Origin of the sequence: Propionivibrio soli (assembly GCF_025770765.1) — a bacterium.
In the GTDB taxonomy this organism is placed as follows: Bacteria; Pseudomonadota; Gammaproteobacteria; order Burkholderiales; family Rhodocyclaceae; genus Propionivibrio; species Propionivibrio soli.
In genome coordinates, this window is record NZ_JANZKY010000006.1 from 169680 (window position 1) to 181805 (window position 12126).

The 12126-nt window shown below is 60.3% G+C and carries 9 protein-coding genes; 6 read left to right on the plus strand and 3 right to left on the minus strand.

The features are described 5' to 3' along the window. Positions 1-2 precede the first annotated feature (2 nt). The gene (locus tag NZ453_RS08740; RefSeq protein WP_263770136.1) at positions 3-1271 is read left to right on the plus strand and encodes an ATP-binding protein; all 1269 of its coding nucleotides are present in this window, start codon (positions 3-5) and stop codon (positions 1269-1271) included. 60 nt (positions 1272-1331) lie between these two features. On the opposite strand, the gene NZ453_RS08745 is transcribed toward NZ453_RS08740, so the two are convergent. Continuing rightward, the gene (locus NZ453_RS08745) at positions 1332-3107 is read right to left on the minus strand and encodes a glutamine--tRNA ligase/YqeY domain fusion protein (protein WP_263770262.1); all 1776 of its coding nucleotides are present in this window, start codon (positions 3105-3107) and stop codon (positions 1332-1334) included. A gap of 193 nt (positions 3108-3300) precedes the next feature. On the opposite strand from NZ453_RS08745, the gene NZ453_RS08750 reads away from it, so the two are divergent. The 5 genes from NZ453_RS08750 to hrpA all read left to right on the plus strand — a co-directional run bounded on the left by NZ453_RS08750 (position 3301) and on the right by hrpA (position 10560). Further along, complete coding sequence (locus NZ453_RS08750) at positions 3301-4914, plus strand: sensor domain-containing diguanylate cyclase (RefSeq protein ID WP_263770137.1); 1614 nt, start codon at positions 3301-3303, stop codon at positions 4912-4914. 32 nt (positions 4915-4946) lie between these two features. Beyond that, positions 4947-5510 (plus strand): DUF2975 domain-containing protein, encoded by a 564-nt coding sequence (locus NZ453_RS08755; protein WP_263770138.1) that lies wholly within the window; start codon positions 4947-4949, stop codon positions 5508-5510. A 3-nt stretch (positions 5511-5513) separates the two neighbouring features. Next, positions 5514-5747 carry a helix-turn-helix domain-containing protein gene (locus NZ453_RS08760; protein ID WP_263770139.1) on the plus strand — a complete coding sequence of 78 codons (234 nt, stop codon included), beginning with the start codon at positions 5514-5516 and terminating at the stop codon, positions 5745-5747. Further along, the gene (locus NZ453_RS08765) at positions 5731-6444 is read left to right on the plus strand and encodes a hypothetical protein (protein WP_263770140.1); all 714 of its coding nucleotides are present in this window, start codon (positions 5731-5733) and stop codon (positions 6442-6444) included. The genes NZ453_RS08760 and NZ453_RS08765 overlap by 17 nt, the downstream gene beginning before the upstream one ends. A gap of 102 nt (positions 6445-6546) precedes the next feature. Then, positions 6547-10560, plus strand: a complete 4014-nt coding sequence (hrpA, locus tag NZ453_RS08770; RefSeq protein WP_263770141.1) for an ATP-dependent RNA helicase HrpA — start codon at positions 6547-6549, stop codon at positions 10558-10560. A 106-nt stretch (positions 10561-10666) separates the two neighbouring features. Here hrpA and NZ453_RS08775 read toward each other — a convergent pair whose 3' ends face one another. Then, complete coding sequence (locus NZ453_RS08775) at positions 10667-11275, minus strand: LysE family transporter (RefSeq protein ID WP_263770142.1); 609 nt, start codon at positions 11273-11275, stop codon at positions 10667-10669. A gap of 78 nt (positions 11276-11353) precedes the next feature. After that, positions 11354-11905, minus strand: a complete 552-nt coding sequence (gene hemG / locus NZ453_RS08780; protein ID WP_263770143.1) for a menaquinone-dependent protoporphyrinogen IX dehydrogenase — start codon at positions 11903-11905, stop codon at positions 11354-11356. Between the last annotated feature and the right edge of the window lie 221 nt (positions 11906-12126).

Consider the following 12126-nt stretch of genomic DNA (forward strand, 5'->3'; position numbering starts at 1 on the left):
TCATGGACGAGTCTCGTAGGCCGATCGGCCAGCATGCCGCCGCCTTGGCATTGGATACGATGTCCGAGGGCGTTCTCGGCATCGACGGCGATCGGAACATTACCTACGCCAACCCCGCCGCGCTCGTGATCCTCGGCTACAGGTATGACGAACTGGCGGGCCGTAACATCCACGACCTCTTGCAGCCGAAACGACGTGATGGACGGCCGTACCCGGGTAACGAGAGCCAACTCGCTTGGCTCGACAAAGGGGGGGCGATTTACTTCGTCGAAGACGTTTTTTGGAACAAGGACGGAAACCCGATCGACGTCGAGATGTCGGCGGTTCCGCTGCCCGAACCTGAGGACGGCACGAGTGCGATTGTCGTCGTGCGCGACGTTTCGGAACGCAAGGAGAACCGCGCGGCGCTGCTCAAGGCCTTTGAGGACCTTGAGGTACTGAACAAGAATCTCGAAACGGCGCATAGCCAGCTGTTGCAGTCCGAAAAGATGGCATCCATCGGCCAGCTTGCCGCGGGCGTGGCGCACGAGATCAATAACCCGATCGGCTTCGTCAATTCAAACCTGGGGTCGCTGAAATCCCAGGTTCACGCGCTGCTGGCTGTGATCTCAGTTTACGAACGAGCGGAGCGGGTTCTTTCTGGCTATCCGGATTTGTTGGAAACCATTCGGCAAACGAAATCCGAGGTGGATTTCACGTTCCTGCAAAAGGATATCCAGGAATTGATCGCCGAGTCGCTCGAAGGTGTCGGGCGTGTGAAGAAGATCGTCGACAACCTGCGCGATTTTTCTCGAGCAGACCGATCCGAATGGCATGTGGCCAATCTCGAGAGCGGCCTGGAAAGCACGCTCAATATCGTCTGGAACGAACTCAAGTACAAAGCCGAAGTCAGGAGGGAATACGCCGGTGTGCCTGAAATCGAATGCATCGCCTCGCAATTGAATCAGGTCTTCATGAACCTGCTCATCAATGCGGCGCAAGCGATCGAGGAGCGCGGCGTCATAACGGTGCGCACGGGGTTTGATGCGAATGCGGTGTGGGTGGAGGTCGAAGACACCGGCAAGGGCATCAAGGCGGAGCATATGCACCGCATATTCGAGCCTTTCTTCACCACGAAGCCGGTGGGTAAGGGAACCGGGCTTGGCTTGTCGCTTGCCTACGGCATCGTGCAGCAGCACAAGGGAAAGCTCGACGTGAAAAGCGAGGAGGGCAAGGGGACGGTGTTCCGCGTCACCTTGCCGCGCGAGCGCAATCCAGCCGGGGAAAGCTAAGGGGCGCTAATCCCCTCGTCCCTGGCGAGACGGCCGCGCCACTTCGTTCCTCACGCGTCGCTACTTTGCGCCTTTCCCCCAGGAATCCTTGAGTGTCACCGTCCTGTTGAACACCGGGGAGCCATCTTTCGAGTCGAACCGGTCGGCAACGAAGTAGCCATGACGTTCGAACTGGAACCGCTCTTCCGGCTTGGCGGCCTTCAATGCCGGCTCGAGTTGGGCCGTAATGAGCTTGACGCTGTCCGGGTTGAGATCGTCCAGGAAGTTACGGTCGCCGGACCCAGGCGACGGGCTGGCGAAGAGGCGATCGTATAGGCGCACTTCGGCAGGGTAGGCATGTTCCACCGAAACCCAGTGCAAGTTGCCCTTGACCTTTACGCTGTCGGCGCCGGGGGTGCCGCTCTTGGTATCGGGCAGGTACTCGCAATGAACGGCCGTGACGTTGCCGCTCGCATCCTTGTCGCAGCCGATGCATTTGACCACGTAGCCATGGCGAAGCCGGGCCATGTTGCCGGGGAATAGGCGGCGATAGCCCTTGCTTGGCTCTTCCATGAAGTCTTCGCGTTCGATCCACAGTTCGCGGCTGAACGGCATAACGCGCGTCCCGAGTTCCGGCTTGAACGGGTGGTTATGAACGACGCACTCCTCGCTCTGGCCGGCGGGGTAGTTGTCGATAATCAGTTTCAGCGGGGCAAGCACGGCGACGCGGCGTTCTGCTGATTCGTTGAGTACTTCACGCATCGCGTCTTCGAACAGCACGTAGTCGATCAACGAGTCGGCTTTGGAAACGCCGATGCGTTCGGCAAAGAGATGGAAGCCCTCGGGCGTGTAGCCACGGCGTCGGGCGCCGACCAGCGTCGGCATGCGCGGGTCATCCCAACCGGAGACGTGCTTCTCTTCCACGAGCTGAATGAGCTTACGCTTGGACAGTACCACGTAGGTGAGGTTGAGCCGCGAGAACTCGATCTGTTGCGGAACCGGACGTTGCAGGAGTCCGCCTTCGGCAAGGTGGTCCAGCAGCCAGTCATAGAACGGTCGCTGATCCTCGAATTCGAGCGTGCAGATCGAGTGCGTGATGTTCTCGAGCGCGTCTTCGATCGGGTGGGCGAAGGTGTACATCGGGTAGACACACCATTTGTCGCCGGTGTTGTGATGCGTTGCGTGGCGAATGCGGTAGATGGCTGGGTCGCGCAAATTGATGTTGGGCGAGGCCATATCGATCTTGGCGCGGAGAATGTGCGCGCCGTCGGGAAACTCGCCGTCCCTCATCCGATGAAACAGTGCGCGGTTCTCTTCGACTGAGCGGCTGCGATAAGGCGAGTCTTTACCTGGCTCGGTGAGCGTGCCACGATTGGCGCGCATTTCGTCGGCGCTTTGGCTGTCTACGTAGGCCAAGCCGGCTTCGATCAGGTATTCGGCGCAGGCGAACATCCAGTCGAAGTAGTCGGAAGCGTAGTAGAGGTTGTTCTCCTTGTCGTCGCTCCACGAAAAACCGAGCCAACGCACGGCGTCGACGATCGAATCGACGTATTCCTTCTCCTCTTTTTCCGGGTTCGTATCGTCGAAACGCAAGTGGCAGCGGCCAGCGTAATCCCGCGCCAAGCCGAAGTTCAGGCAGATTGACTTGGCGTGTCCGAAATGCAGATAGCCGTTCGGCTCGGGCGGGAAGCGCGTCCTGATCTTGGCCGGATCGAGCGGGCCGGCCAACTGTTGCGCCGCCAAGCCCGGTTTGCCCGACCAGCGACGCTGGACGTGTTTGCCGGCCGCGAGGTCGGCGTCGACGATGTTGCGGATGAAATTGGTCGCCGTCGCGGCGCTGGAATCCCCTGCGGACATAGCGGGTTTATCTTTTTCGGCCTTACTCACGGTACTATCCTATGTTCGGAAGAGAACTATTTTACCCGTTCGATACGGCAATACCGCCAGAGAGAGACCGAAAACGTATTCCAGTCGCAGTTAGCAGGCAAAAACTGCCCAGGAAAGGAGGGTGTGGTGTCGAAAGCCATGAACCTCCGGCATCGATTCTTGCATGCCGGCACGGCTGCTCCGGATGATCGCGCGCCAGTATTCTGACGACATGGCGCGGCGCGGCTTCCTGCTTTCCATCCTCTCCCGGGCCGTTCTCACCCAAGGCCTGTTGTTATCGGCCTGCCGTGCGGTTGGGGCGGAAGACCTAAGTGTAGCCGCGGGCTTGCCGGCCTTCGACGGCAGCCTGACACCGGCGCTCCTCGGCCTGGCCACCGGTCTTTTGATTGCTCTTGTCTTGCATTGGCGCTTGCGGCGGGAGGTCGCGCGCCGGCGCGACGTGGAATTTGCCGCGGTCGAGGAGCGAAGCCGACTGAACGCCATCCTCAACAATGCCGGCGTCGGTGTCCTCCTGGCCGATCGTGCTTCGCTGCATGTCGACGTCAACCGCCATTGGTGTCGCATGTTCGGATACCGCCGCCAGGAAGTGCGCGGCCGATTGAAGGCCCGCGACATCGCGCATCCCGACGAGGCGGACTCGCTCGAAGCGCTGTTTCGCGCGCTATTGAACGGCGATATCACGTCGCATACGCAGGAGCGGCGGTTCGTGCGCAAGGATGGCCGCATGTTCTGGGGTCTTATGGCGACGTCGACCGTCGAAGACAAGGACGGTCGGCAAATGTGGGTCGTTGGCATGATTACCGACATCGACGCGCAAAAACGTGTCGAGAAAGCGCTGCGTGAAAGCGAACAGCGTCTTCGCTTCATTACCGAGAGCACGCAGGATGTCGTCTGGCAGGTGGACCGCGAGCTTAGGTTCACATACGTGAACCGCGCCGACGAGCGCATGCGCGGCTACGCCCGCGAAGAGGTCATCGGACGGCCATTCAGGGAGCTTATCGCGCCGTCCGGGCTCCCGGCTCTTGAACGGGCGATGCCGCTGTTGCCGCATCTTGCCGGCGGTGAAAAGGCGACAAGCTTCGAAGTCGAGATGGTTTGCAAGGACGGCGGCCTCGTCTGGGTTGAGATCAATTCCACCCCAATCCACGACCACTCCGGGCAGATTGCCGGCTACATCGGCGTCACCCGAGACGCGACTGAGCGTCGCCAGAACCAGGAGATGCTGCGCGAACAGACGATCCGCGATCCATTGACCGGACTCTTCAACCGGCGCTATCTCGATGAGTCGCTGGAACGCGAGCTTTCACGTGCGCGGCGCGAAAGTCTGCCGCTGTCGCTGGTGATGATCGATATCGACCGCTTCAAGCAATTGAACGACACGCACGGCCACCCCGCCGGCGATGAGGTTATCAAGCGCATCGGCGACTTGATCCGTAAAGGCGCGCGTAGCGCCGACCTGCCGTGCCGCTACGGCGGGGAAGAATTCCTGCTCGTCTTGCCCAATATGCCGCTCGACAAAGCCGTGGAGCGCGCCGAGCAGTGGCGTGTGGCGTTTGCCGAAGAGCGCATCGTGTACGGCGGCACGGTGCTGGCCGCGACGTTGTCCGCCGGTGTCGCCACCTTCCCCGCGCACGGTGGCACGTGCGGCGCATTGATCGCCGCTGCCGACCAAGCGCTCTATTCCGCCAAGCAGGCTGGGCGTGACCGAGTCGCGGTGGCGTCCAGGTTTATAGGTGAATACTCCGAGAAAGATTGCCGCGAAGATTTAATTTGTTAAAATAAAACGGCAATTTTTTATTGGAGAGTGCTATGAACACTGCTGTTCGGCAAAGGCCGGGCATGACGCGTGGCGCATTACCTGTGTCTGCTCGGCGCCTATCCCGTTTCGCATTCTTGTTGGCCGCAACGATTCCACTCGCGGTCATCGTACAGTTCGCGTTTTTCGATGCCTCCCTGCTCCCGGTTCCCAATAATATGGGCAACGCCCTTGCCAATGTCGCTTGGAACGGGCAGCAGCGCGTGTTGGGAGCCATCGTTGCGCTTCTGCCCACGAGCGGTGTGGCGGTAGCGTTGCTCTGCGTGGCCGCGATTTGTCGGGAATACGCTCGAGGCGGGTTGTTCACCGAAACCGTCCTTGTCGCCTACCGCCGCCTCGGGCTCACCCTGGCGGTTACGACGGCGCTCAATTGGTTGCATTCCACGCTTCTCGGTTTGGCCCTGGCTATAACGTTACCGCCGGGAAAGCGCTTCATCACCGTCGGTATCAGCTCGGACGATCTGCTGATGGTCCTCGTCACCGGCATCGTTTTCATGCTCGGTTCGGTAATGCGGGTAGCCCAGAAGATGCAGGCCGAGAACGCGGAGATCGTTTAGCCCATGCCGATCATCGTCAATCTAGACGTCATGCTGGCGCGGCGCAAGATGCGTTCAAAGGAGCTGGCGGAAAAAGTCGGCATCACCGAACAGAACCTTTCGTTGCTTAAGAGCGGCAAGGTCAAAGGCGTACGTTTCTCGACACTCGAAGCGATTTGCCTCCATCTGCGCTGCCAGCCAGGAGAGCTTCTCGAATACGTTCCGGCCGAGGGTGCCGGAAATGACGAGTCGGCCTGACGGCGCTGCATGGATCACGGCGGCGACCACAGCAGCTCATGACGCGCGAACTGGCGGTTTCAGCGCTTTCCGCTATGCGCTCGCCGCATCGCTTCTGATCCACGGTGCTGCGCTGTTCGTGACTCAGCGGGCTGCTCCGGGACGCCCGGCGGCTCCGACCCCAGCCCTTCGCCTACGGTTGATACCTGCTCCGACGCAGACCAAGCCGGTTGCGGAATCGAAGCCGGTATCCTTCGAGCGCGCAAAGGCCGCCCGGAACCCTAGTCAGGGCGTAGCTCCTCGCGCCAAGGGCGAGCTGCGAAACCAAGCGAGGCAAATCACGGCGAATCCCTCACTTTCGGCGCCGGCAAGCGAGCCGGGTGCGGAGGTGCCGCCAAGCGGGCCGCATTTCGATATGGATGAGCTGCGGCGCCAGGCGAGGTCATTGGGCACGTCCAGCGAGCATCGCGGTCCGTCAGTCGTCCCGACGCCGGTTCCGGTGCCGGACGACTCGGACCGCCCCGTACTGCAAGCGCTTGCCAAGCGGCTCGGGCATCCCGAAGACGGATTCCGCGAAGAAACGCTGACGGACGGCACCCGCGTCGTGCGTTTTCGCGACGGCGTCTGTCTGCGTGTTCCCCGCCATTTGCCGATTGGTGCAGAGAATCCGATCGGTCCGACCATCATCGTTCCAATGACCTGTCCGCGTAGCAGGTAATTCGATGCCGGTACAAAGGCATGGGCGGTCCCAGGCTGGTTTGCTAGAATCGATAGCTTGATTCATCCCTCATCCGCGGCCTTCAAGCCGCCCTCGTAGCCCTTGACGCGAAAACCGGAGTTTGCCGATTGCCTGGCTGCTGATCAGCGCCGCTTGCGTTCGTTGGCGCGCGACCTGCGTCATCTGTTCGGCGCGCGGAAGGATGCGGCGCAAACCGAGTTAGAGCGGCTCATCGAGAAGTCGCGTGCGGCGGTTGCTGTACGGCGTGAAAATCTTCCTCGTCCGAAGTTCCCTGCTGAGCTTCCGGTCAACGAGCGCCGAGGCGAGATCGCCGAGTTGATCGAGAAGCATCAGGTGGTGATCGTTTGCGGTGAGACGGGATCGGGCAAAACGACGCAGTTGCCGAAGATCTGCCTCGAGCTTGGGCGCGGCACGACGGGCCAGATCGGTCACACGCAACCGCGGCGTATCGCGGCGCGTTCGACGGCGGCGCGCATCGCACAGGAACTGGAAAGCGAACTCGGCCGGCTCGTGGGATACAAGATTCGCTTTACCGATCGCACCTCGCCGCAGTCGTACGTAAAATTAATGACGGACGGCATTCTGCTGGCGGAGACGCAGGGCGATCCCTTTCTTGCGCAGTACGACACGCTGATCATCGACGAGGCGCACGAGCGGAGCCTGAACATCGATTTCCTGCTCGGGTACCTCAAACAGTTGCTGCCGAAGCGTCCGGACTTGAAAGTCGTCATCACCTCGGCGACGATCGATGCCGAACGCTTCGCGCAGCACTTCGCCAGCAATGGAAAAACCGCCCCGGTGATCGAGGTCTCCGGTCGCCTGTACCCGGTGGAAGTCCGCTATCGCCCAGTACAGACGGAGGAAGCAGAGGAGGACGACGAGCGCGATCTTTATGACGCGATCGTCGATGCTTGCGACGAGCTCAATCGCATCGGACCCGGTGACATCCTCGTCTTCCTGCCTGGCGAGCGTGAAATCCGCGATGCGGCCGAAGCTCTGCGCAAGCATACGTTCGGCCGGGGTGGCGGTGCCCACACGCCGACAGAAATCCTGCCGTTGTTCGCCCGGCTTTCCGCGGAAGAGCAATCGCGTATCTTCAGGTCGCATCAAGGACGGCGCATCGTGCTGGCAACCAACGTTGCCGAAACCTCGTTGACCGTCCCCGGCATCCGTTACGTAGTCGATTCGGGACTAGCGCGCGTCAAGCGCTATTCCTATCGCAACAAGGTCGAGCAGTTGCAGGTCGAGAAGGTTGCACAGGCGTCCGCCAATCAACGTGCAGGGCGCTGTGGACGGGTGGCCGCGGGGGTGTGCATTCGCCTTTACGACGAAGAAGACTTCGCGCGCAGGCCCGCATATTCAGACCCGGAGATCCTGCGTTCGTCGCTTGCGGGCGTCATCCTGCGCATGAAGTCGCTACGGCTCGGCGACGTTGAGTCATTCCCATTCATCGAACCACCACCGCCCAAGGCGATTACCGACGGGTACCAGTTGTTGCTGGAACTGGGCGCGGTGACCGAAGAGCGGGCACTAACACCGGTCGGGCAGGAACTCGCCAAGCTGCCGCTGGACCCGCGCGTAGCGCGCATGATCGTTGCTGCGCGGGAGGAAGACTGCCTCTCCGAGCTGCTGGTCATCGCTGCCGCGCTCACCGTTCAAGATCCGCGCGAGCGCCCCCAGGAAAAGCAGGGTACGGCCGACGCGGCGCACAAGAAATTCGCCGACGAGAAATCCGAGTTCCTGTCCTGGTTGAAACTCTGGCAATGGTACGAAGGTGAGCTGGAGCACAAAAAATCGCAACGTAAGCTAGTGCAGGCTTGCCATGCCAACTTCCTGTCGGCGCTGCGTATGCGCGAGTGGCACGACGTCCACACTCAGTTGCATGCCGTGGCAACCGAACACGGCTGGATCAAAGGCTTGGGGCCGGACGTGTCTGCCCAAAAGAAGGTGGCTCCGGCACGTTCCGGGAACTCGGCACATAGTGAGCCTTCCGACTTGGCACGACCCCGCCTGGCGCCCGCTAGCCCGGCCACCTACGATGCTATCCACCGCGCCTTGCTCTCAGGCTTGCTCGGCAACATTGGCTGCAAATCGGAGGACTCCGGGCATTATCTTGGCGCGCGCGGGATTAAATTCCTGATCCACCCAGGATCGGCGCTCGTCAAGAAAGCCGGCAAGTGGATCGCCGCCGCCGAGATCACCGAGACGACCAAACTTTTCGCGCGCTGCGTTGCCCGTATCGAACCCGAGTGGCTGGAGAAGGTCGGGGCGCACCTGATCAAGAAGAGCTACTTCGATCCGCATTGGGAGAAGAAGGCGATGCAGGCCGTGGCCTTCGAGCGCTCCACGCTTTACGGCATCGTCGTCAATCCGAGAAAGCGCGTGAATTACGGTCCGATGAATCTGGCCGAAGCGCGCGAACTCTTCATACGGGAAGGGCTGGTCGGCGGCGAGATCGCCGATGAGTATGCGCGCCGGTGGGGGTTCTACACCCACAATCATCAGCTGATGCTCGACATCGAGACGCTGGAGCACAAGTCGCGCCGGCCCGACGTGCTGGTCGACGATGAGCTGATCGTCGCCTTCTATGACCGGATCATTCCCGAGGGCGTCACGAACGGTGTCGATTTCGACAAGTGGCGCAAGGAAGCCGAACGCGATAACCCGAAGCTGCTGTATCTCAAGCGTGAAGACCTGATGCGGCACGAGGCCGCCGGAGTCACGACCGACGCCTTTCCGCCGCACATCAAGCTCGGCGGCGTCGACTTCGAGCTCTCGTATCACTTCGAGCCGGGATCGCCGAAAGACGGCGTAACAGTGACCGTGCCGCTCGCCCAACTCAATCAGATTCCGCTGTGCCGCTGCGAGTGGTTGGTCCCAGGCCTGCTCAAGGAAAAGGTCGTGCAACTCGTCAAGACCTTGCCGCAGAAGATACGCTCCAAACTTGTTCCCGTTCCTGAATTTGCCGCCGAGTTCGTTGCTGCTGTACCGGCTTCGGACAAAGGGCTGGTTCCGGTGTTGGTCCACTACATCCTGCAAACGCGTGGCCTCAATGCGCGGGGTTGGGAAATCACGCCGGATGCCTTTCGCCCGGATGCTTTGCCGGCGCATTTCGCTTTCAACTTCAAGCTCGTTGATGAACACGGGCGGCAACTCGGCATGAGTCGCAATCTGGGCGAGCTGCGTGCGGAGTGGGGCGGACAGGCCAAGCAGGAGTTCTCTGACCTGCACGAGACGCCGTCCGAATACGCGGGCATGACGGACTGGACCTTCGGCGAGCTGCCGGAACTCATGGAGGTGGAAGTCGCGGGCCAACGCGTGATCGGGTATCCGGCGTTGCACGATGATCGAGACTCGGTGTCGCTACGTGTGTTCGATACGCTGGACGAGGCGCGCGAAGTTCACGGCGCCGGATTGTTGCGCTTGTTCCGATTGCAGTTCAAAGAGCAGCTCAAATACTTCGAGAAGAACCTGCCGAATCTCACGCAGATGGCGATGCAGTACATGACGCTGGGGTCGCAGGACGAGTTGCGTCAGCAACTTCTCGACGTTGCCTTTGCCCGCGCCTGCCTTGCCGAACCGTGGCCGAGCGATGCCGCGAGCTTCCGTCAGCGCTGCGCCGAGTCCAAGCCGCGCCTCGGCTTGCTGGCGCAGGAGATTTCACGGCTGATCGGCCAGATTCTCGGCGAGTGGCTATCCGTTCAAAAGAAGCTGACGGCATTCAAGATGCATGCGGCCGCCGTGCAGGACATTGAAAAGCAGCTTGCGCGGCTGGTGAGCAAGCGTTTTGTCACCGGTACGCCGTTTGAGCGCTTGCAACACTTTCCGCGCTATCTCAAAGCCATTGGCTTGCGCCTCGACAAGCTGAAGGCAAATCCGTCGCGCGATGCGCAGTTGATGACCGAGTATTCGCCGTTGTGGACGAACTACGAGCGCCGGGCCAACGTGCTCGCCAAGCAGGGTATTGCCAACCCGCAGGTCGAGCAGTTCCGCTGGCTGCTTGAAGAGCTGCGCGTGCAATTGTTCGCGCAGGAGCTACGTACCCCCGCACCCGTCTCCGTAAAGCGTTTGCAGAAAATGTGGGAAAGCCTCTAGCCGCGATAGAAGCGCCCGGCTTTACGGACTCGCGGCCTAGCCTTGCCGTTCCTGGTGCAGGCTTGCTGTACCCGTGACTCTGATGCCAGGTTGGCCGAGCATCTGGTCAGCGAGACGATGCGGCGACCCGAGCTGCAAGCGCCAGCAAGGCAACGCCGATCGCGCGTTCAAACCATTTGAGATAACGCCGGAGATAAGCGAGGACGGTTTGCGCGGAGAAGAGGCTGGCGACGACAGTAAACCAGAGCATCGATTCGGCAACGAGAACGCTCCAGAGAATCGCTCCATCGGTGAGTGAAAGATCGGCGCTCAGCACCTGAGAAAGAATGCTCCCGAAATAGAGCATCGCTTTTGGATTCAGAAGATTGGTCAGCAGGCCGGTCAAAAATGCACGGCCTCCAGGAAGTGCGTTTCCAGCGTTGGGCATTTCGCCTTTCGACCGCAGGCACTGAATGCCGAGCCAGGCCAGGTAGAGAGCACCGACTACGGAGAGTATGCCGGAAACCCCGGGGAGTGCCGCCAGAACAACGGACAATCCCAGCATGCAGATCACAACGTAAACCCCGATGCTCGTGGCTACACCAGCCGCGGCATAGATACCGGACCGTCGCCCCGACACGATCGATAGCCGGGTGATGACGGCAAAGTCGGGGCCGGGCGAGATCAGAGCGATCGCGTGGATCGTGCAAATAAAGGCCAAGGTGTGCCAAGTCATGGGTCTCTCCAATAATGGCCGGGGCAAACCGCATGCGGCGCTCGGCGGTTGGTGCGCTCGTCCTGTCCGGGGTGCTTTTTACATTGCGCGTACGAGGCGGGCAAATGCGTCGACCGAATCCCAGTCGGTGAATTCCCTGACTGTCGCCGGGTCGGTGGGCCCTTTGGTAATCAGCATGATAAGCCGAATCATCTGCCGATCAAAAAAACCGTATCTCGGATAATCCAACTTGCCTGCAAAGACCGCGAGGTTCTTCGGCCGCCAACGAGTACGTTGCAGAAACTTGCGCATATACGGGTTCGTGTCCGGGCGATTCTTCTCGGGCTTACGCGCCACGATATTGACTGTGAAGAAAGCGTTGGGCTTGCTGTCCAGCAAAGGCAGATGGCCCTCGATGAAATCGAATACGCACGGTCTGTGCTTGCCGTAGCGGATGCTGGCGCCAATGACGATCTTGTCGAACGATGCCAGATCAATCTGAGCGTGCTCTTCGATGGGTAGAATCGTTACACCGATTTCCGGTTGGTGTGCCCCGGATTGCTTCGCTTCTTCGATACATTCCTTGAGACGACGGCATATCTTGAGCGTATGCCCATCTGTTGTGGAATAGAGAATGAGAACGGTCGTCATGCGTGGTTCGATTCCTTTGCTTTTCGCGAGTCTGGCATGTGCTTGCTCTGCCCGCATTCCGGAAAAATGCTTCTGTACTCTGTAGAGAATGTGGTGTGGATAGGCTTGCCGCTTCGTTAAATGTGTTGAATGTTGCCACCATTGCATCTACGATGCCCCGATGTCTATTGCGCGTCCGGCCTGAGCAAGGATAGGCAGTCTTTCACCGTTTAACGATTTGC

Bases quoted from the DNA above. Each gene is read 5' to 3' on its own strand.
- NZ453_RS08740 (WP_263770136.1), top strand. From the start codon at position 3: ATGGACGAGTCTCGTAGGCCGATCGGCCAGCATGCCGCCGCCTTGGCA.
- NZ453_RS08745 (WP_263770262.1), bottom strand. From the start codon at position 3,107: ATGTCCGCAGGGGATTCCAGCGCCGCGACGGCGACCAATTTCATCCGC.
- NZ453_RS08750 (WP_263770137.1), top strand. From the start codon at position 3,301: ATGCCGGCACGGCTGCTCCGGATGATCGCGCGCCAGTATTCTGACGAC.
- NZ453_RS08755 (WP_263770138.1), top strand. From the start codon at position 4,947: ATGAACACTGCTGTTCGGCAAAGGCCGGGCATGACGCGTGGCGCATTA.
- NZ453_RS08760 (WP_263770139.1), top strand. From the start codon at position 5,514: ATGCCGATCATCGTCAATCTAGACGTCATGCTGGCGCGGCGCAAGATG.
- NZ453_RS08765 (WP_263770140.1), top strand. From the start codon at position 5,731: ATGACGAGTCGGCCTGACGGCGCTGCATGGATCACGGCGGCGACCACA.
- NZ453_RS08775 (WP_263770142.1), bottom strand. From the start codon at position 11,275: ATGACTTGGCACACCTTGGCCTTTATTTGCACGATCCACGCGATCGCT.
- hemG (WP_263770143.1), bottom strand. From the start codon at position 11,905: ATGACGACCGTTCTCATTCTCTATTCCACAACAGATGGGCATACGCTC.